The following is a 25,648-nucleotide window of genomic DNA, read 5'->3' as shown; positions in this document are numbered from 1 at the left end:
TGGAGCTCCTGTCTCTGGGACGAGCTGTCAGGCGGGGTGGCGGGGGCCGTGGCCCGGGGGCGGGGTGAGCGGGGAGGTGTAGGTCTCGCCGTCCACGAGGGGCTTCTCCAGGCTCAGGCCGGCGGTGGCCATGCGGTCGTACTCGGTGAGGACGAGCCGCTTGGTTCGGTACTCGCCGTACTTGGCGATCTCGTTGTTCTTCAGGCCGCCCGACTCCGACTGGAAGGTCTCCAGGATGTAGTCGGTGTCCTCAGCGGAGATGCCGTACAGGTGGAAAAAGTACGCGTCCAATTCGGCCCGCAGTTGCGCCCGGCGTGGCTCGTCCCACCGGAACGGCTCGCCCTCATCGCCCAGGTCGCGGGCGAGGGGAGTCATGTCGTAGGCCGTATAGACGAGTTCGAGAACGCGGGGGAGGAGGAAGGGGAGGTGGGGTTCGAGGGTGGTGGGGGTGGGGACGGGGAGCTGCTTCCAGATGAACGGCTTCATGTGCGCGTCACTGATCTTCTGGCGACTCACGAAGTCGAAGATCAGAGACGACTGTGTGACGAGCAAAGCTGCGACCAGCGGGGATGAGACTCGCGGGAACATCAAGGAATAGGTGTTGCCTACCGCCGTACGTGGCAGGAAGGCCGGGATGGCGGTGCGTTCGTCAGTCGTACGGCAGATGTCACGCCACCCGACCAGCCAGTCGTTGTCCCAACCCACCTCGCCAAGGCGCTCAGTGACGCCGCGTCCCTCAATCTCCTTGCCATTGCGGACGGTGGTGATCGGACCGTGCTCCGCGACCCAGTATCGAGGGTGTGCACAGAGCTCCGGGTCCTGCTTCTCGGCGGACTCGATCCGGCGGCGGTCCTCGTTGCCCGTGCCAGTGAAAGAGTTCCAGCGGTGATCGAATAGATGCGCCATCTTGCCCTCGTACAGCGGAAGCATTCGCTCCCCGCCCCGCACGAACCTGTTGCCCTTAGCCTGCCAGCCGGCACCCTCGAATTGCTCCCGCGTACGGAAGAGGTCCGAGTCGTCGGTCATGTCGAAGAGGCGTTTGAAAGTCATGCCCCACGGGTTGCCGTCTCGGCGTCCCTCGTTCCACAGCGCGGGCACGTGCCTGTATACCCCAGCCGTGATATCCGCGTCCCGCTGCGTTCGGAACACCGGGAGAGTGCCGGTGTTGGGATTGACCCGCGCAAGGTCCCCCGGATCCAGAGCGAAGACCCGGTTCGGGTCTTCCAGATCCGTGATGTCAGACAGGAAGAAGCCGATGCGGCTGGCGTCCGCGCGTGTGGCCCGGCCGGTGAGGGAGAACAGACAGAACTTGTAGCGTGAGTCCACGCTCTCGAACCACTTGCCACCCTTCGGTAGGGCCGGGCTCTTGGGACGACGGTTCTCGAAGTCATACAGCGAGACCAGTGTCCCCCGCTGCATAAAGTCCGAGAATAGGTGTTGCGAGCCCGCCCCCGTTGCGATAGCCGTAGGCAGGATCACGCCGAACCGCCCCTCCGGCGCCACCACGCTCGACATCCGTTCCGCGAACAGCGTGTCCGTCTGAAGCGAGTTGACGCCCTTGACCGTCAGCCCCTTCGCGCACAACGGAAACACCCAGGAGTCTCCCGCGAAGTGGAAAGTCCCCTTCACAGTGCGGCGCGCCTTCCGGTAACGCCTGCCCTCCGCCGGATGCTCCTGCTCCCACTCAGCGATCCGCGTCCGCCGAGCCGTGCCCGAGATCGCCGCGATCTCGGGCTCCACGACGCTGAAGTACTCCTTGTCCATGAAGTCGACCTTGTCCCAGGGCGGATTCCCTACCACGCACGAGAATCCCCCAGCCCAGCCGGTACCCGGGTCGACCCCATCCGACTCAGCCCCCGCCTCTTCGCCCTTCACCGGCACCTGGAACACCTCCGGAAACTCCAAGTGCCAGTGGAAGAACGCATACTGCTCCCGCAACCGCACGATCTCATCGTGCGTCGACTGCGGCGCGGCATCCCCCTCGGGGTCCTCCAGTCCCCGGAACACCTGGTGAGTAATGGCCGGCGGCGCATCCTCCCGCTTCACCCACACGAATGCCGCGCACCATGCATCAGCGAGATGCAGTGCCCGCAGGTACTCCGTCGAGGTCGACCACGCCTTGAACGCCTCCTCCTTGCGCCGCACCTCCGTCAGATTGCGCGAAGGCGCGGAGATGATGCGGCGCAGGCCGGTCGCGAAGCCGGTGTTGGAGACATTCGGCTCGCGCTCCTCCGCTTCGAACAGGAGGCCCTGCCCGGCGCGCTGCTGCTCGTTCTCGGCGAACAGCCTCTTGGCGTACGCCTCGTCGTCCCCCTCCGTCTTCTTGAAGGCCCGGCTGGGGATGCCGTCCTTCATCAGCGCTGGCGTGGCCCCGATGAGGCCATTGCCGTGCTTGACGTGGGCGTCGAGGAAGCCGAGGGGGCGGCCCGCCTTCATGGCCTCCAGCCACAGCGACACCTTGGCCAGCTCCACGGCCATGGGATTGAGGTCGACGCCGTACACACAGCGGGCGACGACTTCGTGCATGGGCCTCACCGACGGCATCGACCGTCGGCTCGGGGTTCCGCTCCCGTACCGACGCGACCCGCTTGGCGATGCGCCGGGCGGCAGCGACGAGGAAGTGACCGGAGCCGCAGGCCGGGTCGCAGACCGTCAGGGACAGCAGTTCCTCGAGGATCCTCTCGGCGGGGTCGGAGGCGCCCTCGGTCCGCGCCCGCTCCTCGCCCCGCGCGACAGCGGCGTCTATCACCGGGTTCAGCGTGGAGTCGAGCAGTGTCTCGGTCAGCGCGGTCGGGGTGTAGTAACTCCCAGTCTTCTTGCGGTCGTTGCCCGCCCGGTCCACCAACTCGAATGTACGCTTCACCGCGCTGTGCTTCGGTACCAGCTCCAGCAGCGCCTCGTACACCGACCCCAGCTCCTCGGCACCCATGTGCCGGTAGTCGGCGGAGCGCCAACGCCCGGAGTCGGCGTCGCGGACGCGGGCGAGGTGCCGTACCGCCTCCAGGAAGTACCGGTTGGAGAGCCGGGCCCCGCGCAGCGGCGCGTCCGCTTCCGTCGCGTTGAACAGGCCGCCGAGGCCGGGCAGGCCCAGCTCCGGTCGACCCTCTTCCTCTCCCAGCGCGGCCAGCACCAGCTGAACGGCCTCGTATTGGTCGCTGTGCGCGGTGCCCTGCCTGCGCTGGGCCCGCTCACGCAGCCGAGCCGTGGAGAAGTAACGGTGATAGCGGTCGCGGGCCTGTTCGTCGGCCTCTGGGTCCAGAAGGGCGTTACGGTCCTCGGCCACGAAGAGGAAGATCAGGCGGTAGACCAGGCGCAGCAGCGCTGACTGGAGTGCCGACGGGTCCAGCCCCTCGCGCAGGTCCGTGTTGTCGGGATGGCGCAGGAAGCCCGTGCCGAGCGCGGCCAAGGCCTGCTGCACGCCGTCCCGGTAGTGCTCCAGGGCGCGCGTGCCGGACTCGATGGCCGCCGTACGACAGGCCTCCAGCCAGCACGTGGACGGCGGCGCCCCCTCCGCCACCTCGAACCGCGAGGCGTGCAGCAGTCGGTACAGCAGCACGAACTCGCTGAACAGCTCGCCGTCGAAGACCGCCTCAAGGTCGAACTCGACGTACGACGCCGTGGCGAGCGCACTGGAGTCGCGCAGCAGGCGGACCTGGCGGCCGTTGGTCAGGACGCCCCACAGGTGGGCCTCCGTGCGGTTCAGACACTCCTGGAGCATCGACTGCGGCAGGACCGTGCCCGCGCCGCCCGGCCGCTTGTCCAGGTCGGCGTTCCACGCCGTCTGGTGAATCAGGGCGTGGCCCCAGCGGTGGGAGACCGGGAACTTCTTCTCCGAGTCGGAGTCGGCGGTGATGCCCGCCGGGCCGACCGCCGCAAGCCGGCCGAAGCCCAGCTCGCGCCAGAGTGGCGCCAGCCAGTCGGTGTCGGCGATCCCTGTCGGGTCGGAGGCCGGGACACCGGTCTCCTGGTTCTCCGGCAGGCGTGTGCGCAGTTCCCGCCACAGCGGCTTCAGGTACTCCCAGCTGCGCTCCGCCTCGTCCCGCACGGAACGCGACGACGGCAGGCCGTAGTCGGCCGACTTACAGCCGGGGACGTCCTTGCCCTCCGAGATCCTGAGCAGCATGTCGGCCGGCAGCAGCCCCCCGACCGTGTGGACGGCGGTGAACACCTGGTTGCGGGCGGTGGCGGCCATCAGGCGGATACTCCAACCGAAACAGAAGCAGCAGCGGGCAGGTAGACATAGGCGCCGAGGATGTCGGCCGGCTTCTGCGCCGTCACCGACAGACCTCGGACGATCTCGCCGGACGCGGCACGCACTCGGCGGTGGGCCGCGTCCAACTCGGCAGCCAGCTCGTCGCCGTATGAGTCCAGATAGCCGTTCACGTCCGGCAATTGGTCGAGGATTCGCGTCATCGTCCGCTCGCCGAAGTGCGGGTCGGTGTTGTCCGACGCAGTCGCGTCCAGCAGTTCCGTCGCCCGCTCCTGGGGCAGCCATACCGCGTTCCTCGGCGCGCCCTCGAACGCCAGCAGCCGAGCATCCTCCGCTACCAGCTGCCGCTCACCATTCCTCGACGGCAGAGTGAGGTGGAAGCGGTACCGGACCAGCAGCAGTGTCGTCCTGGTGCTCACCGCACCCGTCGTGATGACCCCGCAGCGGCGCGCCGGACGGGCGCCCTCCGCCTGGGCGTCCAGGGCAGCGTTCAGCACGTGGGACGCCAGTGCGCCCACCACAGGGTCCGTGCGGACCAAGGCCGCCTCGCCTCGTGCCACCGCGGGGTCGCTGCGGAACGGGATCTCGCGGTCCTTCTCGATCACCTCCGCGCCCACGGTCGACGCGAGAGCATCCCGCAGGCCCATCGGCGTACCGCCGACCTGGGCCGTGAAGTCGTCGCCGTGGTCGCGCAGCACGGCGTTCAGCGCGCCCAAGGACTCCCGCACGAACGTCCGGATCTCCCCCGCCCCGCCCAGCGCCTCCCGGATCGACGCGACCTCGCGGGCCACCTCCTCCGGGTGGATCGAACGCTGCGCGAACCGTGAGCGGGACGCCCGCTCCCGCTCCGCCGCCGAGTTCCAGTCGCTGTCCAGCTTCGCCGTGCTCACCTTGAACGCGTCCGCCCTGAACAGCGCGTCCTCGTTCTCCCGGCCGCGCATCAGCAGCCATTCCACGATCGCGTCCGTCACGCCCGTCGACAGTTCGTCGGGGACGGAGACCGAGATGCCGAGGTCCTTCTTGATCTGGCGGTGCTTCTTGATCAGCACCTCCAGGACCTTGCCGTCGATGCCGTTGTCGTCGCCGTACAGGGTGATGACGCGGACCTCGTCGCGGCGCTGGCCGTAGCGGTCGACGCGGCCCTCTCGCTGATCATGGCGCGTGGGGTTCCAAGCCAGGTCGTAGTGCACCACGGCGTCGAAGTAGTGCTGCAGGTTCACACCCTCCGACAGGCAGTCCGTCGCGATCAGGACCCGGCGGGCCGCCGCGTCCTCGCCGGCCTCCGCCGCCAGCGCCTCGATCCGCTCGATGCGCTGCTGCGGCGACAGCTCGCCGGTGACCGCCTTGACGACCGTCTTCGCGCCCAGGGGGCCGCGCTTCTTCGTCTCCGGGTCGTTCGCGAGCTGTTCGGCCAGGTACTTGGCCGTCGGGATGTAGCGGCAGAAGACGATCGGGTTGTAGCCGTCGGCCAGCAGCGCCTTCAGGTGCTTGATGAGCGCCTTCAGCTTCAGGTCCTTCTCCGGGCCCTTCAACTGCGCGGCCAGTTCTGCCAGTTCGGCCAGCTGCGACTTCACCGGGCCCTCGTCCGTCTCCGCTCCCGGCGCCACGTCCATGCCCTCCAGCGCGTCGCTGTCCGCCGCGTCGCTGTTCAGCGGGGCGCCCAGCTTGTCGGCCTCCTCCGCCGACGCCGCGATCGCCGCAGCCGAGCGGGTCGTGAGGGTCTGCGCGGCTGCCGCCGGGGAGGACACCAGTGAGCGCAGCAGGGCGATCGCCGACCACCAGGCGATACGGGCTTCACGCTTGCCCTGCCCGCCCGCCTGCTCGACCCGCTCGCTCGCGTAGTCGATCGCGTCGTCCAGCAGGGCCCGGTACTCGGGGGACAGCTTGTACGTCTCGTCCTTGAAGAAGCGGTCCGAGGGGAAGGCGGTGCGTTCGGCGAGGGAGTCGTCCGCCAGGCCGTCCTCCTTGGTGAGGTACTGGCGTACGTCCGCGCGCTTGCGTGCCACGAAGTGCTGGGCGAGCAGTTTCCGGCCCGTCTCCGACTCCAGGTTCACGTGGGCCAGCTCCGGCTTGACCAGGCCGAGCAGGTTCCGGAACGCCGACTCCTTGCCGCTGTGCGGGGTCGCCGTCACCAGCAGCAGATGCCGATCGGCGTCCTCCGCCACCCGGCGCAGCAGCTCATAGCGGAGCTGGCTCTGGGCGCTCGCCGAGGTGTCGTCGGCCGCGACGCACGTATGGGCCTCGTCGACGATCACCAGGTCGGGGCAGTGGCGTACGAAGTCGTCGCGGTGGCGGGTGGACTTGATGAAGTCCGTCGACACGATCACGTTCGGGTACCTGTCGAAGAGGGACTGGCCGAGGTCCAGGCCCCGTTCCAGGCGCGACACCGTCGAGGACAGCACCAGCTCCGCGTCGATGCCGAACTTGCCGCGCAGCTCTTGCTGCCACTGCTCGGCCAGGGCCGGGGAGCAGAGCACCGCCACGCCGCTCGCCTCGCCCTGCGCCAGCATCTCGCTCGCGATCAGGCCCGCCTCGATGGTCTTGCCGATACCGACGTCGTCCGAGATCAGCATGAGGACCGTCTTCTGGCGCAGGGCCATCAGCAGCGGCACCAGCTGGTACGCGCGCGGTTCCACCGCGATGCCGGCCAGCGAGCGGAACGGGCCCGCTCCCGAGCGGAAGCCCACGCGCAGGGCCGTGCGCAGCAGGCCCGCCGCACGCTGGTCGCCGAGGTCGGTCGGCTCCGGCGGGGCGAAGCGGGCCTCCTCGACGGGCTCGAACGGGAACACGGCCGCGATGTCGTCGTCCGAGCCGCCGAGCGGACGCAGGACGAGCAGGTCGGGCTCGCTCTCGGGGAGTACCACCCACTCGCGGCCACGGGCCTTCACCAGGGATCCGGCGGAATACGTGAATGCCATAGCGATCTTCAAATCCTCTGGGTGGGTGACTAGTGGGCGGCCGGAGAGCCGAAGTAGCGGGTGTTGCCGGCTGCGATGGCGTCCCAGTCACCGCCGTGCGGGAAGCGGACCACGTCCCAGGTGGCGTCGAACAGCCGCTCCTCGGCGTCGGCGTCGCGCAGCGCGCTCGGCTCGGTGTCGGGGCCGTCGACGAACACCGCGACGTTGGCGCCCGGGAGCCGGTAGACGAAGTCCGGTGCCGCGTTCGCGTCGGTCAGGAAGACGTCCTTCTCGTCGGGAAGCCGCAGGCCGCGCGCCTTCGCCCAGCCCAGGAAGTCGCCCTGTGCGGCCAGTTCGGCCGCCGACGTCTCGACGGCCGTGGGAGCGGACGGGGTTTCGGCCAGCAGCCGCCGGTACTGCTCCGACCGCGACTCGCCACGCGACTCCCGCTGCGCCGTCGCCGACGCGAACCGCACCAGCAGTCCGGCCACCGTGTGCCGGTTGATCTGGGCGTGGTCGAGCTGGTTGCCGTACGTCAGGAGGCACTCGTAGCAGCCGAGCGCGCAGGCCCGTCCCGGGCGGTGCTCCTCGTCGCCCTCGTCCTTGCCGTCCGCCGAGAAGTGGCAGATCTCCAGGGCCCGGCGGGCCGCCTTCGCGAGGGCGTCGTCCTCGGCCTGGAGGCGCCGCAGCACGCCGGCGCCACCCTCCGCCGCCTCCATGAACAGGATGCGGCGCCTCGGACCGTCGTCCGGCGGCAGCAGCTCGCTGGACAGCTCGGCGTCCTCCAACTCGAAGGCGGCCTCGATGCCGCGCTCCAGCGCGTACATCAGCGTGAGTGCGATCGGCTCCGGCAGCGCCTCGTCGAGGGTGACGACGAGGATGTTGCGGCGGTCCTCCACGAACGGGATGACGCGCTTCTTGCGGCGCCGTTCGTTGCCGTCCGCGTCCACCAGCGGCAGCTCGCTGGAGTCACCGGACGCCTCGGCGGCGTCCTTGTCGTTCATCCAGCGGCCGTCGGCCAGGTCCAGCCAGTAGCCCGGCGGCTCGTCCGTACGGGCGCGTACCCGCCCGGTGTTGGTGATGCGGACGGTCGCGGAGTCGCCGTACGTGATCTGTGCCAGCTCACCGTCCGGGGCGGCGATCGTCGCGTTGAGGCGGCCCTTGCGGACGCCGTGGTCGTGGAAGCGGTACGACGTCTCCAGCCGGAAGCCGGCCCGGCGCCGCTCCTCCTCGTCCGAGGAGATCCGCTCCCGGCGGGTGGTGTACACGGTGTGCAGGTGCAGCAGGCCGTAGGTCGCGGCGCCCAGCGGCTCGTTGCAGAAGCCGCAGCGGTCCTCGCGTTCCTTGGGTTCGTGGTGGTAGCCGCAGTTCGCGCAGCGGCGGGCCTCGCCCGTGGTCAGCTCGCCGGAGGAGTCCGGGGGCAGCTGGATGCGGGTGACCTGGTAGCGGGCGCCCTCGTGGTAGATCAGTGAGCCGGGGCCGAACTCGCGGATGGCGAGGAAGCGGGGGCGCTGGAGGTAGTCGCCGTCGCCGCGGCGGCGGCCGATCGTCGGGATGTACGCGGCGAGCGGCAGGCGCGGGAAGCTGTAGCCGGGCAGGAAGCCCTCGGAGGCCAGGTAGCGGTAGGGGTTGAAGTCGGAGAGGACCGACTTGCTGTCGACGCTCTCGTTCATGAGGAGGTTCAGCTGTGTCTCGGCCTCGCGGCGGCGGGCGTTGGCGCGGTTGCGGTCGCTTTCGGTGAGGCTGTAGTCGAGGCGGCGCTTGTTCTGGACGTACTGGTCGTCCAGGGCGGCCCGGAACAGGCTGCGCCAGCGGTCGAAGGCGCGGTCGAAGCGTTCGGCGACCGTCCGGACCTTGTCGTCGATCCAGTCGTCGTGCCACCACGTGGTGTCCGCGAAGTCCCTGAACAGCGGGCCGAGGACGCGCAGTGCGGCGTTCACCGTGCGCCGCTGGGCGCCGTCGTCGTGGGCCGCGTCCCGGATGTCCGGCAGGAGGTGGAGGGCCGGGTCCGGGCGGTCGCCGGAATCCGGGTACGACACGTCGAGCACCTCGGGGATGGAGCGGCCCAGGCGCAGGCCGGCCTCGGCGATCCAGATGCCCTGGAGGTGGGAGAGGACGAGGTCTTCGTTGGCGAGGTCCAGGCGGGGCGGGGCCACCGCGCCCGCCACCATGCGCCAGGGTTGGCGGAAGTAGTACTGGTCGTGGCTGTTGCCCGTCGCGCAGTACGTCGTGACCAGCGCGGGCTGGCCGCTGCGGCCCGCGCGGCCCGAACGCTGGGCGTAGTTGGCGGGCGTGGGCGGCACGTTACGCATCATCACCGCGTTGAGTTCGGAGATGTCGACGCCCAGCTCCATCGTGGGCGAGCAGTACAGCAGCTTCAACTCCGCGTTGCGGAACGCTTTTTCACGGGCCTCGCGGTCCTCCGGGGACACCTGGGCGGTGTGCTCGCGGGCGTACAGGCCGGACAGGGCGTCGGCGGTCTCCCGGTACAGCTTGAGGAAGAACGTGTTGATGCGCGGGCCGTCGCCGCTCTGGTAGGTGCGGGTCAGCGGGTCGTGCGCGCCCGATTCGCCCTTGCCGGCGCGCCACACCAGCGACTGGGCGGCGACCCGGTAGCCGGTCATGGCCGCGGAGGACGCTCTGCGGTAACGGCCGGTGCGCTGCGGGGCGACTTCCACCTCCTTGACCAGGCCCGCCTTGGTCAGCACCTTCAGCAGCTCCGCGATGATCAGCTGCAGGTCGTCCTGGTCCAGGTCGCGGAAGGTACGGTCGGTGCGCCGCAGGAACTTGCCGAACCTGCCCCGCGCCGACAGGAACAGGCTCGAACGGTCCGTGCCCCGCCGGGAGGGGTGCGGGTAGGCGGTGCCGACCCGGGGCTTGTCCGCGGAGGCCAGCACCCACGGGTCGACCAGCCGCTCCTCGCTGGCGCGCTGGAGGGAGTCGAAGGCGTCGTCACGGAAGTACGACACGTCGATGGCGAGCGAGCGGCGCATCTCGTCCAGCAGGGCCTTCATGACCTCGGCCCGCAACGCAGGGTCGGCGTCGCGCAGCGCCTGGTGCGTGCCCTCCCAACGGTCCTGCTTGTCGGCGACCCAGCCCAAATCCTCGTAGTCGATCTCCAGCAGGCCCGTCTGCTCCAGGTTGGGCATGGTGATGCGCCAGCCACGCTCCAGGTCGAGGTAGAGCCGGAAGGCGACCACGTCGCGCAGCGTGCGGGCCGCGTTGCGGGCCAGCGACGGCGGCAGCTCGCTCTCGCCGGTGTAGTCGGCGGGGGCGATGGTGAGCGCGTTGGTCACCGCCGAGGCCAGTTCCTCGTGGTGCAGGCCGTCGTCGCCGGCGTCCAGGGCCGCCCGGTACAGGGCCCCGCGCAACTGCGTGATCTGCACGAAGTCGTTGAAGTGGCCGGCCTGGAGGGAGGCGTCCTGCCGGTTGTCGACGAACGTGAGGAGCTTGCGCGCCCTCGGGTCGAGGGCCTCCTCCGGTACCGACTTCAGCGAGCGGACGATGGACGCCGATACCAAGGAGGTCGCGGAGGAGCGGCCCTCCTGGTCCAGCGTCGCCAGCTTGGCGAAGTCCCGGCCGCGCGTCTGCTCGTACGCCACACCGCAGTGCAGGCAGAACAGGAACGGCGACGGGATGAACGCGGCCTTGAGCTCACCCTGACCCTCGCGGCCGAGCGTGTCCACGGTGACGGCCTTCGGTACCCGGTCGCGGTAGGCGCGCTTGACGACCTCCTGGCTCTTGTCGTCCAACTCCAGCCAGGATTCGGGCAGTCGGCGGTCGTCCACCGCGTACTGCACGTTGGACGGCCACTCGCGCTCGTGGTCGACGTAGAGGTAGCCGTCGCCCTGCCGGCCGCCGGTAGCCGAGGTGTCGCGGCGCGCCTCGTAGCGGACCTCGCCGTCCTTCTCGGTACGCCACACGGTCAGATACTCCTGGCCGCATTCCCGGCAGAAGGCCAGTGGCATCAGCAACTTGCCTCCGCTGCCGGGCTGTTCGAGCTAGTAGGAGCGGGTCAGGTGGCGGGAGGACTTGTCCTCCAGGGTGACGTAGACGGTGTCGCCCTTGGAGAGGAACTGGTGCAGGCGGAACGCGAACAGCGGCCGTTCGTTGCGCGGGTTGAGCGCCTGCGAGCCGGCCTCCAGGGTGGCGCGGATCGCCTTCGCGCACTGCTCCTCGTCGACGCCCGACGTCTCGTGCAACTCGCGCGCCGCGACCTCGATCTGCGTCGGCGGGCGACGTACGAGGCGGCCCGTGGCATCGTCCTCGACGAGGCCGAAGCGGTCCTCGATCCAGCGGGCCAGAGGATCGCTTGCCAGGTCGTCGTAGGCGCGGGGGGCGGGGGAGGTGAGGCGTTCGGCCGGTACGGTGTCGGGTGCCTCGCCGGTCGCGCGGACCAGGGTCTCGCCGATGACGTGTTCGGGGCGGACCGTCGTGCCGAACAGGGTGGTCGCGACGCCGGCGACCACCTGCCGCTGGTCCTCCAGCGTGCCCTCCGTCGACATGGTGGCCGACGTGCCGATGCACTGCAGGCTCTCGGCCTGGCAGGCCTCGCGGACACGGCGGATCAGCAGTGCGACGTCGGCGCCCTGGCGGCCACGGTAGGTGTGCAGTTCGTCGAAGACGAGGAACTCCAGGCCTCGCGCCATCCTGATGAGGCTCGCCCGGTCGGCCGGGCGGGTCAGCATCAGCTCCAGCATCACGTAGTTGGTGAGCAGGATGTCCGGGGGGTTGTCGCGGATCTCCTTGCGCTTTTCGTCGTCCTCCTGCCCCGTGTAGCGGGCGAAGGTGACGGGCTCGCGGCCCGCGCCGTAGCCGTCGCGCAGAAACTTCTCCAGTTCCCGCAGCTGGCTGTTGGCGAGCGCGTTCATCGGATACACGATGATCGCCCGCACGCGCTTCGGAGCGTTCGGGCCCTCCTCGTCGCGCTCGTGCAGCACCTTGTCGACGATCGGGACGATATAGGAGAGCGACTTGCCGGAGCCGGTACCGGTCGTCAGGACGTACGACGCCCTGGAGGCGGCGGCGTCGATGGCGTCGCGCTGGTGCCGGTGCAGGAGCAGCGGCCGGCCGTCGCAGACGGTGCCGCCCTCGGTCTTCTTCGCCTGGAAGATGCGGGCGCACTCGGGGTGCAGCACCTTCTGCTGGGCGAGTTCGACCACTGTTCCGCCGCCCTGGAAGAACGGGTTGAGCGACAGCCAGGGGTTGGGCCACTGGGACTTGTCGTCGAGATCCTTCTCGACGTAGGCCTTAATGCGCTCGTCACGGATGACGGTGCCGCCCTCGGTGAAGGAGCGGTAGTCGCGGATCAGGGCCTGGTGGACACCGAAGACGTCCATGCCCGTGCCGGAGCCGGTCACGGGGGCAGGCTGCTGTGAGAGGGCGATCGCCGGGGCCGGCGTGGCCTCGCGCAGGGGGAGTGTCGGGTCCCGCTCGATCCACGCGGGGACGAGGCAGGCGTCGTCCGCCGGTACGGCGAGCGGGAGCAGGGCGTCCCGTACGGTCACGGCGTCGGCGGGGCGGTTCGCCGGGTCCTTGGCCAGCAGCCGGTCGACGAGCCGGGCGAGTTCGGCGGGGATACCGCCGCGGATCGCGCGGACGGGGCTGGGCTCCTGGTGGACATGGCGCTCGGCGAGCTCGTATGCCGACTCGCTCGTGAACGGGGGGACGCCGACCAGCATCTCGTACAGCACGCAGCCCAGAGCGTACAGGTCGGCGGCCTGCGTGACCTGCTTGGCCTGGCACTGCTCCGGCGCCATGTAGCGGGCGGTGCCCACGCTGACGCCGGTGCTGGTCAGGCGGGTCTGGTCCGGGTCGTCGACGATGCTGCCCATGCCGAAGTCGAGCACCTTGACCGTGCCGCCCCGCGTGAGCATGACGTTGGCGGGCTTCAGATCCCGGTGGACCACGCCCTTCGCGTGCGCGGCGGCGAGGCCGGCGGCGATCTGGGCTCCGATGGCGGCGACCCAGGCGACCGGGAGCTGCGACTCCTCCTCGATCAGGTCGCGCAGCGACTCGCCGTTCAGGTACTCCATGGCGAGATAGGGCAGATCGTCGCAGTCCGCGGCGATGCCGCCGGCGACGAGCCTGGTGATGTTGGGGTGATGATCCAGCTGGCGCATGATGTTCACTTCGCGGGCGAAGCGCTCCACGGCCTTGGTGTCGCCGCCGGTGTCGATCCGGCCTCCGGTGCGGCGACGCAGGATCGTCTTGACGGCGACCGTACGCTCGGGCGAGCCCTCGGGAGCGCGCAGGTCCTCGGCCTGGTGGACCTCCCCCATGTTGCCCCTGCCGATGACGCGCCCGATGCGGAATCTGCCGTCGACGAGATCCTGGCTCACTGCCGCTCCTCTGTCTGCTGCTCGCGTTCTCGCGGTTCCGAAACGGAACGCGCCCCCTGACCTGCTGCCGCATGGCCCATCGTGTCAGAACAGACAGTGAGGCAGTCGTCACCGTACGCGATGTAGTTCACATTTGATAGATCGGCAATACGTTGACATCGTCAACATGCTTCTCGAGTCTCATTGTGAAGCGAGCGGGGGGCGCTGACTCGGCCAGGTCGAGCGGGGCCGGCCGTGGGGCGAGTTGGCCCGATTGGGCCTGCATGTCCAGGACGTGCGTGCGCATGTAGATGCGGACCCCCCGGATGTGGAAAAGGTTGCACGAGTCCGTGAAGAAAATGTGCTGATCTGTGTTGGGCGGGTGCGGGCGCCACTGGTGTGCTACGCGGACGCCGACGGATGTGTGACTTCCCAGGCGTTCGATGGAGTGATCCGGCTGGCCGGGCTGACCGCATGTGAAGCGGGCGAGCTTCGGGCGGGGATGAGGGTGCGGGATGCCGAACCCGGGACGGACCGGGCGTCGGCGCAGGTGGCCTCATCGCTGCCGGAGGGTGGCCGAGGAACAGCGGAGTAGGAGGGCCCGCCGGAAACTGGCCACTCAGCCGATGCTGTGGCGGCCGCCCTGTCCGTGGCGCACATGGGCCGCTTTCGACCGCGGCCCGACAGTCGCATCCTCAGCGCGGAAGCGGAGTCGGCCTGGCTGTGCTCGTGCCCGGCGGTGCCGACCGCGTCGCATAGGAGCCTGAGGAGGCGGAACTGTGTGCACTGCTGTCCGGCGACCTCAGGATCCGGAGGCGGGACTACCCTTGTCCGGCACAACTTTCGGCTGGGGCGCTCGCTCATCCGCGCCTACCTGGAGCAGGGGCTGGATCACGAGGACCTGTTCCAGGTAGGGGTGCCGGGGCTGATGAGGGTGGCCCGCAAGCTCGACCCGGCGATGGGCAACTAGTTTTCGACGTACGCGACTTGGTGGGTACGTCAACAGACTCCCGAGCCATCGCGGACGGAGGCGCCCTAATCCGCATCCCGGTCCATGTGCAAGAACAGATGCGCAGGGTGGCAGCTGTGGAACGCGCCCCACGCGAGCCCGACGCGAGCTGTCTCTCGCTTACGAAGGGGGATCCGAGCCGCCGCTGTTGGCTCAGGTGGGGCTAACCTGACTCGTCTGCCGCTATTCATTTTTGCAGGTCAAGGGCCATGTTTACTTATTGAACAAACTGGCCGGGTCGAATCCGCGCGTGGCTCCGTCGCGAGGGTGCGAGCAGCTGAGGGTGACGGCGGCAGAGGGGTGCCGGCGCGAGCGGCGCCGTGGGGGCGCGAGGCTCAGAGGGCGGGGGCGCGAGCAGGGCCGCAGGGCAGTGGCACGACGCCGCCGTGTGGGTGCGAGCAGCGGCGGGTGCGGCATAGCGGAGTGCGGCGTAGCGGCGGTCGCGTGCCGGCGCAGGGCGGCGTCTGCGGCGACCGCCGCTGTCACCTCACGGCCCTTGGCCTCCGGGCCGCCCCGGAGGAGAGCCCCGGGGCGGCCCGGAGGCCAAGGATGGTGGGGTGCTCCGGCAGAGGATCCGCGTGGCCGTGGACCGTGGACCACGCCCGCGCCCTGCGCATCTCGCGCCGCCGGGCTCCTGCCCGACGCGCCTGGCGGGCGATCCGGCGGAGGCGGTGCCCGTCGCTCCGGCGGGCGTGTCCCCGGCGATCCAGTGGACGCCCCGCCGGTGATCTAGCGGGTGGCCCCGGTGTGCTCCCGCACAGTCGCCGCCTTGCTCGCCGCCGTCCCGGCCCCCGGCTCGGCGCTCTTCCTCGCGAACCCGCGCCGGCCCGGCAGGACCGCGAGGACGATCAGCGTTCCGGCGGCCATGATGATCCCGCCGACGAGGCTGGCCTGGGCGACGCCGTGGGCGAAGGCCTGGTGGACGGCGTCCACGGCGGCCTGGGCCTGCTGGGGCCCGGCGGAGGGATCCTGCGCGACCCGCTCCGCGACGGCCAGGCCACCACCGACCGAGTCCTTGGCGATCTCCATCGCCTCCGCCGGGAGCCGGTTGCCCACCAGGTCGGTCAGCTCGTCCCGGTAGGCCGTGCCCAGCAGCGAGCCCAGCACCGCGATGCCCAGCGCACCGCCCAGCTCCAGCGCGGTGTCGTTGACACCGCCGCCGACGCCCAGTTCGGACTCGGGGAAGGAGCCCATGATCGTGTCGGTCGCCGGGGAGATGCTCAGTCCGAGCGCGAGGCCCAGCATCATCAGGGGCGTCAGGAAGTCCCCGTACGTCGACCCCTTGTCGATCTGGGTGAGCAGGAACATGCCCGCCGTGCCGACGGTCATGCCGGTCACGACCATCGTCCTCACCCCCAGCTTCGGGGTGAGCGTCCCGGTCGCCGCGGACCCGAGGAACACCGCACCGCCCAGCGGCAGCAGCCGTAGGCCCGTGTCCAGGGCGTCGTAGCCGAGGACGAACTGCAGGAACTGCGTCGAGTAGTAGAGCACGGCGAACATGCCGAAGAAGAAGAACATCACCGCGAGCATCGAGCCGGTGAAGGGCCGCAGCGCGAACATTCGGACGTTCAGCATCGGGTGCGGGTGCCGCAGCTCCCAGGCGACGAAGGCGACCAGACCGGCAGCGGCGACCGCGGCGGCGGTGACGGGGCCGGCGCCCCAGCCGAAGTGCGGGCCCTCGATGGCGGCGTAGATCAGGGAGCCGACGGAGACGATCGACAGCAGACCACCGACGTAGTCGATCCGGCCCATGCCCTCCGCCTTGGACGGCGGTACCAGGGCGAGCGCGGCGAACACGGCGACGACGGCGATCGGCACGTTGATCAGGAAGGTCGAGCCCCAGGCGTGGTCCTCAAGCAGCCAGCCGGAGACCAGCGGGCCGACGGCTACCGCCAGCCCGGAGGTCGCGGCCCAGGCGGTGATGGCCTTGCTCCGCTCGCTCCGGGGGAAGGTCGCGACCAGCAGGGACAGCGTGGCCGGCATCACGACCGCGGCACCGAAACCCATGATCGCGCGGGCCACGATGACCAGCGAGGTCTCGTCGACCATGCTCCCCATCACCGAACCGCCGGCGAAGATCAGCAGACCCAGCACCAGCGCGCCACGCCGGCTGTACTTGTCGCCGATCGAGCCCAGCACCAGCATCAGCGCCGCGTACGGAACGGTGTAGCCGTCGACGACCCACTGCAGATCACTGCTGCTCAGGCCCAGCTCGGTGGTCATGTCGGGGGCGGCGACGATCAGCGACGTGTTCGCCATCACCGTGATCAGCAGGCTCAGGCACAGCACGAGCAGCGCCCACCAGCGCCGCGCGTAAGGCCCGTTCATTTTCTCCACGGGGGTGTTCGCAAGGAAGGGCATCAGTAGCTCCTGAGAGGGACGGGGCGGACGAGCGGAATCACTCAATTGCCCGTGAGGCGAGCGGGCGACGGGCTGAGATCTCCGGGCTTCAAGATCATCCTGTGGCCCCTTGTGGGCTTCCCTCGGCGATCCCCTGGAGGGCCGTGTCGGTGTCCGCGATGGCCAGCATCCTGTTGATGTCGGCGCCGGCCAGTGCGCCGGCCGCTGCGGAGGCCCCGACCTGGGCGACCAGATCGGTGGCGTTGCCGGCCACCCACACACCCGGCACCTCGGTGGCGCCGGCCATACCGGAGGCAAAACCGCGGCCCATGTTCGGCAGGTCCCGCACCGGCAGGCCCAGACCTTCCAGGCCCTGGGTTCGGGCCTGCATCTGCGCGGCGACCGCAACGACGCGGCGGGCCACGACCTGGCCGTCGGCCAGGCGCACCCCGGCGAGGGCACCGTCCTCGTCGTTGACGACCTCGGTGACCGGGGTGTCGATGACGCGGATGCCGCGGGCGGCGAAGCGGGCGCGGCTGTCTTCGTCCAGGTCGGTGCCGTGGGTGAAGTAGGTCAGGTCTTCGGTCAGTTGACGGAACAAGAACGCGTGGCCGATGGAGGCCGCGCCGGTGGCGAGGATGCCGATGGGCTCGTCGCGCACCTCCCAGCCGTGGCAGTACGGGCAGTGCACCACACTGTGCCCCCAGTGCTCGGCGAGCCCGGGCACCTGTGGCAGCACATCCGTGAGGCCGGTGGCCACCAGGACGCGGCGGGCGGTGATGCGGCGGCCGTCGGCCAGGGTGACGGTGAACCGAAGGTCCCCGTCCGCCGACGGGGCGGCGGACTCGGCCGCGACCACCTCGCCGAACACGACGCGTCCGCCGTACTGGCGCACCTGCTCACGGCCCCGTTGAAGGATCTCGGGCGGCGGGGTGCCGTCCAGGGCGATGAGGCCGTGCACGGCCTCCGCGGGCGCGTTGCGCGGGGAGCCGCTGTCGATCACGACGACCGAGCGGCGGGAGCGGGCGAGGATCAGTGCACCGTTCAGCCCCGCGGCGCCCCCGCCGATCACCACCGCGTCGACGGTCCCCTCGGCCAGTGCGTCGCTCGTGTACGGAGGAGTCGTCACAGCCATGGCCTCCTGCCTTTCCTTGTCAGTCATGGTTCGGTCGACCTTTCGAGTTCCGGGTGGTTGGAGGGTGGTCAGCGGTTCAGGAAGCCCAGGATGTGGTCGGCGACCGTCTTGGGCTGTTCGAGGTGCAAGGAAGTGCCCCGCGCCGAGGACAGCCCGACGTTCGTGCGCAGGAGTGCAAAGGCATCGGTTGCTCTCCATCGCGCCAGGCGTGCACGCACCTTGTCCGGTGAGCTCAGGGCGGTTGTGTACTGAACAGTCCGAAACCTAGGTAGTTCTGTACTGAGTTGTCAAGTACGGCGGGTCGGCTTTACCTTCGGTGTATGGCGAGACCACGAAGCTTCGACCGCGATCACGTCCTCCATGCCGCCGAGCGGCAGTTCCGCGTCTCGGGCTACAACGGCACGAGCGTCGACGACATCAGCGCCGCCACCGGCCTGGGCCGCGGCAGCCTCTATGCCGCGTTCGACGGCAAGCACGGCGTGCTGTTGCAGGCGATGGGCGGGTACTTCGCCCGGCTGGGGCAGTTTGCGCCGAAGGCGCTCGCCGGACCGGACGAGGGCGCCCTGGAGCGACTGCACGGGTACTTGCTCCGCGCCGTCCACGGGGTGCCACTCGCCGCCGACGTACCCCCCGCCCCTGACCGGGCGACGGCGGCCTGCTTCGCCGCCAAGATGGCCCTGGAGCTCGGCGCCTCCGACCCCGAGGTGGAACGCCTGGCCAACGACTGCTTCTCCGTGGTCGTGACGGCGGTGGCCGAGTGCGTGCGAGCGGCGCAGCGCAACGGCGACATCGACCCCGACGCGGATCCCGACGACCTTGCCTACCTTCTGCTGACCATCATCCGCGGGAGCGATGTCGTAGGCGCGTACGGCCACAGTCCCGCCCGCCTGACCTCGATAGCGGAGAGCGCGTTCGCCTTGCTGCCTCGCCCGCGCCACAGCTGAGAAGGGCACGGCCGGCCTCGTTGCACAGGCATCTGATGCGGTCGGCCCCTGGCTCCGATGCCGGAGGCAGACGTCCCCATCGCGCCTCGGCCGAGGTCGATTCCGAGTGCTGTCAGCGGGTTCACGGCCCGATCAACGCCGTCTGACCTGGGCAGACTCGGACCAATACAGAGGGCGGTTGCCTCTGACTGCCTCCGATCGCCTCTGCAACCCGACCTAGGGCGTGTATCGGAAGTGGATCAGGTCGTAGTGGCCAGTGAGACGAGGTGCCGGGCTGTGCCGGCAGGATCGATGATCTGATGGAGGTGTGCGCCGGGCAGGTGTGCCACACGCCAGCCGCGTCCGCGCGCCTCGTCGGCAAGGTCGTCATACGGAGGACCGAACAGCAAGTAGGAGCAGGGGTGATCGTCCCATCCGTCGGGGACCGGGATGTGCTGCTCGTAGTAGGACAGCGGCAGGGTCGGCTGCTCCTCAATGACTGTCTGCCGCATCGACGGATCGGAGAACATGGGTGCGACGTCTGCCTCGTCCCACCAGTCGGTCCAGCGCGGCAGCCTGCCGTTCACGGCCATCGGGCGGAGGAACTCCAGCAACTCGGGTGAGGCGACAGGGGTGGGTCCGGTTCGGGCCGGCAGCGCGGCATCGACGAAGATGGAGCTGGTCACCGGATGGTCCAGGCCCGAGCGGATCGCCGGGAGAAACAGGCCAGCGTTGCTGTGTGCCACCAACGCGAGGGAGCTGTCGGCCGGGACCTGTCGGAGGTCGTCGCGGACGGCGTTGACCATGCGGGGCCAGAAGGGCGGAGCACCGGCGCCTACGTTCAGCAGAGACGGCACCCGTACCTGGTATCCCGCCGCCGTCAGGTGTTCGGCCACAGGGTGCCAGGTCGAAGGGCCCACAGACGGACTGTGCACGAGAACGAAGATCGGCTGCATGTGACGATCCTGTCGCCCATGCCGTCGGAGCCGCGACTGTCTTGGCCGACAGCAGAACGCTTGGCTTCGAAGAAGCTCACGCGCCACCACAACACGGCCGTTCACAACCATTCGTTGATGGCGGCGACGAGGACGGTGGCCTCGTAGCGGACCGCGAGCTTGTCGTACCGCGTGGCCACGGCCCGGTGCCGTTTGAGTTGATGCCGCACTCGACCGCGTGCCGAGCCTTGTAGTCCTGCGGGTCGAACTTCGGCGGCCGTCCACCGCGCGCGCCGCGCTTCCTGCGGTTGCGGGCCTGGTCGGCCTTGTCGGGGATGGTGCAGCGGATCCCGCGTCTCCTCAGGTAAGCGCGGTTCTTCCGGGAGGCGTACGCCTTGTCGGCGCGCACGCGATCGGGCCGGGTGCGCGGCCTGCCCGGCCCAGGACGCGGGACACGGACTTTGTTCAGGACGGGCCCGAACTGCGGGGAATCGCCCCGCTGCCCGGCCGTGATCACGATGGACATGGGCTTCTGGCCCTGTTCGACGGCCAGGTGCAGCTTGGTGGTCAGGCCGCCGCGCGAGCGCCCGAGCCCATGGTCGTCCGGCTCGACAGTGACGCCGCCGGGCGGCTCCTTCTGCAGCTCGCCCTTTTCCTCGCACCGGCGGCGTGCTGATGGGCCCGGCACACCGTGGAGTCGACGTTGATGTCCCAGGTGATCAGCTCTTTCGCGTCAGCCTGGGATTGAAGCTCGGTGAAGATCCGATGCCAGGTGCCGTCCCGCTGCCAGCGACGTAACAGGTCGTACGCCCGGCCCCACGGCCCGTACTCGGCGGGGAGGTCCCGCCACGGGATGCCGGTGCGGACCCGGAACCGTATGCCGTCGATCAGCTGCCGCCTGGCCCACGTCGGCGGCCGTCCAGGCTTCTTGCCCTTCGGTAACAGCGGTTTCAGCACCGCCCATTGCGCGTCCGTCAGATCTCCACGTGCCACGAACCAAGATCATCTCACGTTCAAGATCTACTTTCGATACACGCCCTAGCAGGTCACAGCCGATCCGGCCCGCGTTTCACGGCCACCAGGTGCACACGTCGAGCAGGGCCCCGGCCGCTTCCCCGACTGCCTCGTTGCCACGCTGCCGCCGTATCCACCATGCCGACGCGGCGAGCAGCCGGCACAGCGTGGGCCGGTCGATGTCGGCGGGCCAGGTGGACGGCAGATCAGTGGCGCCGGGGAAGTCGGCACCAGGCCATTCGTCCCCCAGCCGGCGCAGGACCGTGGCCTGGGCGGCGGCCCGGGAGGCGGGGTTACGGGCCCGGGTGACGCGGTCGTACAGGTGGGCGAGTTCCTCGGGTTCCAGGACCGCGACGCAGGACTCGAAGTCGGATTCGGGCTTCCAGGAGGTGGACGTGCCGGGCGTGTGGTGGTCGATGACCTGTTCCACCAGGACCCGGCACCTGGCGGCGTCGAGCCGGCGCAGCAGGGGAACGAACGTGCGAAAGGCGTCCGCGCCACTCGCAAGTTCCGCTTCTCCAGCCCGCCAGGCGTGCTGGACCACTGCTGGTAAGAGGGCGTCCGCACCGCAGTGCTCGAGCCGCTGGGCGAGTGCGGTGAGCAGTTGGAGGTGGTCATGGTCGACCGATTCGGCGTCCACGACGTCCCGGAGGACGGTTCGGATCTGGTTCTCGTCGAGGCTGGGGGCGAGGGCACCGAGTATGTGCGCCCTGTTGAAGTCGGAGTCGTCCGCGAAGGCCATGGCCAGGGCTTCCTCGACGACCGGTGCCGGCAGCGGGGGGCCGAAATGTTCGAGCACGTACCCTGCGATGTCCGGAGAGAGCAGTTCACGTAGCGCCTCGGTCGCCGCTGCGGTGGCCCCGGCCCGGTACAGGTGCCCCAAGGCACATGGATCGATCCAGCGATGCCATGTGGCGGCGTCCTGGTGGGCCCGCCGCGCGTCCGCCAGCATGTCCAGCACCACCCTTGCCAGGGAGTGCTTCTCGGCTTCGGGGAGACGGCGGCTCAGATACGCGAGGGTTTCGGCGCGGCGGGGCGGGCTGTCGCGGCGTGCCAGCAGGGCATCCCGCGCGCGCCGGACCTGCTCCACCGGAACCAGGTCCGCGAAACGGAGAAAGTGCGCCACGTCGTTCTCGCCGGCCAGTGGTATGTGTTCGGCAGCTCTGGGGAGTACGTCGTCGAGGAGTCCTCCCCACCCCGCGGAGAACAGACGCGAAACGAGCCGGCGTGCCCAGAGAGCGACTTGTGCGGGGCCGTCCTCCGCGCCGCGTGCGGCGACCGCCCACGCCCGCGGCAGAGCCTCATCGGGCAGCACCGCGCTGAGTGCCTCGACCGCCCGCGCACCGCCACCGAGCTCGTACACCGGCCGCGCGACCAACCGCGCGCTCGCGGAGGCGTCCGACGACTGTGCGCCATCCCACTCCCATACCCCCCGGGTCCGCATCCACAGCGGCGGGGTGTCCGGCGCGGACTCCAGGATCGCCAGCGCGCGCACGGCGGCGTCCGCCGACAGAGCGGGAGCCAGCTCCGCCACCCCATCGGCCTGGGTCGGCGGCGCCAGGACGTCCCGTACGAACGCCAGGCTCCGCTCCTCGATGGGCCTCCGCCGCTCCGGGGGGAGAAGCCGTGCCAGCTCGGCCAGGCAGGAGAGAGCCTCGGCCTGTCCGCGGACAGAGCGGTGGGTGCTGTCGGCGACGGCTTGCGGCAGCATGTGGTCGGGCAGATAAGGGGCGAGCGCGTCGAGGGCCGTCAGACGGGCGCGCGACTCCCATGCGTCTTCCGTGCTCACCCCTTCCAGCACGATGCCGAACTCCTCCTCGCCCAGATGCGGACCGATCAGGTCGAGCGTCTGCCAGTGCAGGGCGTTGCCCACAGCGCCGCCGTACCTTCCCCACCCGCCGCTGACCTCCTCCACGTAGCGACGGCGGGATTCGGGGGACAGGTACGCCACCAGGTGCGCCCGGGACTCCCATGACGACGGGATCTCCGGGACGGCCCGGATCTCCGCCTCGGCGTACGTGCGGGCCTCCTCGGGCGGCAGCCGCCGGAGCAGGGCACCGAGCAGGACGTGCCGGCACTCCGTGAACAGCCGGCGCCCCGGCTTTCCCTCCGGGGGGAACAGCGCGCTCAGCCACTCACGCACCGCGGTGGTCGACAGCCGATCGACGAGCGCGTAGTACAACAGGCCCGGGCCCACTTGTTCCAGCCTGAGCCCGAGCGCCGTGTCCAGCAGGTCGGACGCACGGGGCCTGCTGAAGTCGAGGCCTACCGCCCGGTGGAGCACGAAGGCGGCCACCTTCATGTCCGCGCCGGCGTTCAGCACGGACAACAGGCGCTCGGTGCGGTCCGCGGACCCGTGGGCGCCCGGCGTGGACATCGCACCGCGGCCCAGCTTCTGCTGCCTGTCCTCGAGCAGGGTGACCACGTCGTCGAACGTCTCGTCGGCAGGCATGGGCGTGAGCAGGGCGATCAGCTGGTCCGGGTACGGCACATACTTCACCGAGCGCAGAATCCGCAGCGCCTTCCGGGCCCCGGCGACCCGGTCCGGATGCAGGAACAGGGCGGCGGCGGCTCGTACGTAGGCCTTGTTGCCGTGCTTGTCCGCCAGAAGCGGGTGATGGGCCAGACCCCTCAGCTCGGCGTGCGGCAGCCGGGGGGCCAGCGCGACCAGTGGCCCGGGCAGCGGCAGACCGCCGTCGGTGGCGAGGACCGGCTCGACGGCGGCCGCGATCAGCCCGTCGTCCAGCAACGGAATGATCTTCTCCAGCACAGGGGCGCGATCCTCGTCCCCGTACGCGGCGGCGAGCGCGAGCACCTTTGGGTGCAGCCGCTTCGGCAGATCCGGTACGAGCATCTGCAGCGCCCGTGCCTGAAGAGTGGGGTCCCCCATGCGCTCGACACGGTGAAATGCCTGCTCCGCCGTCCACAAGCCGCGCGTGACCATCTCCCTCACCAGCCCGGGTGGCAGGGCCGTGACCGCGGAGGTCACGCTCGCCCGGATGAGGCGGTAGCGCAGCCGCGTGCCGAGCTCGCCGGCCGACGCCTCCGCCAGCTCGATGTCCCGCAGATAGGCGCCGATGCCACCCGCTCGCTCGTGCACCGCGTACCAGAGATTCTTCCCGCGCCGGCTCACCGCGAGCAGCCGGTGCACCTCCGGTTCCCGGCCCGCCGCCAGCAGGTGTGACACCATCTGCCGTACGGGATATCCGGCGTCCGCATCGGCGAGTTCCGGGTGGCTCGCCAGCGCGTCGAGCCCCGAGTCCAGCCCGCCCCACGCCGTCAGATACCGGTCGCAGATGCGGGCGTGGGCCGCGCGGGTGGCCTGCCTGAGGGCCGCATCGGGCGAACCCGACAGGTACTCGCGGAGGCTGGGGTGGTGGGGCGTGTAACGAGGCGGCCCGTCCGGGTCGTCCTCGGGCGTGACGACCGTGCAGAACGGCCGCAGCCCGTCCCGCATCAGGGTGTCCACCAAAGAGGGCTCGTCCGTCCCGGCCAGCGAGCAGAGCGTGGGGCCGTCCACGGGCTCGGCGGCCGCGCCGAGAGCGGCGAGCAGTGCGATCCGCCGCTCGTCCGGTTGCCGGTCCGGGCCGAGACACAGCGGCAGGACGCGTACCTTGTAGTAGTCGTCCAGGCCGACGGGCAGATCGGGAAGGCGGCGGACCGTCTGTGGGTCCTCACCGATGGACTTCAGTACGTAGTGGGCGTAGACCCAGGAGCCCCTGCTGCGTTCCAGGACCTGCGCGGCGAAGGCGCCCTCACCGACGCCGTACCGGTCCAGGGCGCGGGCCAGGTACGTGTCCTCCCGTGAGCGAGTGCGCAGAAACCCGTCCAGCGCCGTCAGATTGCCGGGGTCGTCCGGCGGGAGCGTGACGCGGTGCGTCTGGTCCGCCGGGGTGTTCCGCAACCGTCCGGTGCGTGCGGTGACGACCGCGTACACCCCGTTCGGGAGGTGTCGCGGCAGCCCGAACGGCAACTCCAGCGCAGGGTATTCGCTGACGGCTTCCAGGGCGTCGACGACGATCACGATCGGCCGCCCCGGCTCCTGCTCGTCCCGCCGCGCCGCAGCCTTCTCGATGACGAGGGCCAGCCACTCGGGCTCTCCACTGCCGCCGGACAGCAAACCGTCGGGAGCCAGATCGTCCAGCCGCCAGGCGGTGATGAGCTGGGCGCCCAGGCTGCGCACGGCCGGCGCGGTCTGCTCCGCCCCGGCCCCCTTCTGCACGAAGTGCGCGGCGTCCGTCTCCTGGCGACCTTCCACCCATGCCGCGAAAGCCGACTTGCCCATGCCCGGCTCGGCCTCCACCGCGAAGTACCCCCGGTCTCGTCGGCCCAGGAACCGGTGGAACTCCGCGACCAGCGGGTTGTGTTCGTAATAGGTCGGGGTCAACGCATCGACGTACCCGCGGTACGCCTGCGGGGCGTCCACCAGCCGGTACGGCTGTACGCCGTTGTGCACGGTGATGGGCGCGTTGTTGTTCGGGGCATTGATGATCGGGGAGTAGTCCCCGGACGTGCTGAGCGAGGTGCCGCCCGTCCCGAACAGCCTTCTCATGACGTCGTGTTGCCGTCGGCTTCGGGTTCCTCGGTGACGCGCGGCGGGGTGTTGATGCCGATGGTGCCGCTGTTGTTGTCGGCGTTGATGATGGGGCTGTTGGCCCCGTGCGTCTGCGCCGTCGGCGTCGGGGGCGACGACGAGCCGGTCTGGTGGAGCACGGTCAGCGCGACCCAGAGCACCGCCGCCGCGGCGAACCCCACGACGAGCGGCACCGTGGGATTTGAGGTGACCAGATTGGTCAGAACACCGACGACGATCCCCAGCACGGCCGATATGGCAGTACCCAGTCTCCGGTTCATCTGCCCATGCC

The 25,648-nt window shown here is 70.0% G+C and carries 7 protein-coding genes and 3 pseudogenes; 1 reads left to right on the top strand and 9 read right to left on the bottom strand.

Annotated features, from left to right (window positions below):
- Positions 1–27: 27 nt before the first annotated feature.
- The 5 genes and pseudogenes from ACFZDA_RS04940 to ACFZDA_RS04920 all read right to left on the bottom strand — a co-directional run bounded on the left by ACFZDA_RS04940 (position 28) and on the right by ACFZDA_RS04920 (position 17,911).
- Positions 28–4,192, bottom strand: a pseudogene (locus ACFZDA_RS04940) (Eco57I restriction-modification methylase domain-containing protein).
- The gene (locus tag ACFZDA_RS04935) at positions 4,192–7,128 is read right to left on the bottom strand and encodes a helicase-related protein (protein WP_391075021.1); all 2,937 of its coding nucleotides are present in this window, start codon (positions 7,126–7,128) and stop codon (positions 4,192–4,194) included. The pseudogene ACFZDA_RS04940 and the gene ACFZDA_RS04935 overlap by 1 nt, the downstream one beginning before the upstream one ends.
- Positions 7,129–7,157: 29 nt before the next feature.
- Positions 7,158–13,448: pseudogene (locus tag ACFZDA_RS04930) on the bottom strand (protein kinase).
- Between the two features lie 1,717 nt (positions 13,449–15,165).
- Entirely contained in the window at positions 15,166–16,797 is a 1,632-nt protein-coding gene (locus ACFZDA_RS04925; RefSeq protein WP_391075019.1) for a DHA2 family efflux MFS transporter permease subunit, read from the bottom strand.
- Between the two features lie 94 nt (positions 16,798–16,891).
- Positions 16,892–17,911, bottom strand: coding sequence for an FAD-dependent oxidoreductase (locus ACFZDA_RS04920; protein ID WP_391076741.1), 1,020 nt, complete (start codon positions 17,909–17,911; stop codon positions 16,892–16,894).
- Between the two features lie 320 nt (positions 17,912–18,231).
- Between ACFZDA_RS04920 and ACFZDA_RS04915 the strand changes: the two genes are divergently transcribed.
- Positions 18,232–18,855 carry a TetR family transcriptional regulator gene (locus ACFZDA_RS04915; protein ID WP_391075016.1) on the top strand — a complete coding sequence of 208 codons (624 nt, stop codon included), beginning with the start codon at positions 18,232–18,234 and terminating at the stop codon, positions 18,853–18,855.
- Positions 18,856–19,094: 239 nt separating this feature from the next.
- Here the strand turns inward: ACFZDA_RS04915 and ACFZDA_RS04910 are convergent, their stop codons facing one another.
- The 4 genes and pseudogenes from ACFZDA_RS04910 to ACFZDA_RS04895 form a co-directional block, all read right to left on the bottom strand.
- Complete coding sequence (locus tag ACFZDA_RS04910; protein ID WP_391075013.1) at positions 19,095–19,790, bottom strand: alpha/beta hydrolase; 696 nt, start codon at positions 19,788–19,790, stop codon at positions 19,095–19,097.
- 101 nt (positions 19,791–19,891) lie between these two features.
- Positions 19,892–20,762: pseudogene (locus ACFZDA_RS04905) on the bottom strand (IS5 family transposase).
- 76 nt (positions 20,763–20,838) lie between these two features.
- Complete coding sequence (locus ACFZDA_RS04900; protein WP_391075010.1) at positions 20,839–25,335, bottom strand: hypothetical protein; 4,497 nt, start codon at positions 25,333–25,335, stop codon at positions 20,839–20,841.
- Complete coding sequence (locus ACFZDA_RS04895; protein WP_391075007.1) at positions 25,332–25,604, bottom strand: hypothetical protein; 273 nt, start codon at positions 25,602–25,604, stop codon at positions 25,332–25,334. The genes ACFZDA_RS04900 and ACFZDA_RS04895 overlap by 4 nt, the downstream gene beginning before the upstream one ends.
- Positions 25,605–25,648: the final 44 nt, after the last annotated feature.

This window comes from Streptomyces sp. NPDC007991, from assembly GCF_042958445.1.
Taxonomy (GTDB): domain Bacteria; phylum Actinomycetota; class Actinomycetes; order Streptomycetales; family Streptomycetaceae; genus Streptomyces.
The sequence above is the reverse complement of the archived record's forward strand: the minus strand, read 5'-3'. Positions and strand labels throughout refer to the sequence as shown.

Coding starts and splice junctions, on each gene's coding strand:
- ACFZDA_RS04910 (WP_391075013.1), bottom strand. CDS start 19,790: ATGCAGCCGATCTTCGTTCTCGTGCACAGTCCGTCTGTGGGCCCTTCG.
- ACFZDA_RS04925 (WP_391075019.1), bottom strand. CDS start 16,797: ATGCCCTTCCTTGCGAACACCCCCGTGGAGAAAATGAACGGGCCTTAC.
- ACFZDA_RS04915 (WP_391075016.1), top strand. CDS start 18,232: ATGGCGAGACCACGAAGCTTCGACCGCGATCACGTCCTCCATGCCGCC.
- ACFZDA_RS04900 (WP_391075010.1), bottom strand. CDS start 25,335: ATGAGAAGGCTGTTCGGGACGGGCGGCACCTCGCTCAGCACGTCCGGG.
- ACFZDA_RS04935 (WP_391075021.1), bottom strand. CDS start 7,128: ATGGCATTCACGTATTCCGCCGGATCCCTGGTGAAGGCCCGTGGCCGC.
- ACFZDA_RS04920 (WP_391076741.1), bottom strand. CDS start 17,911: ATGGCTGTGACGACTCCTCCGTACACGAGCGACGCACTGGCCGAGGGG.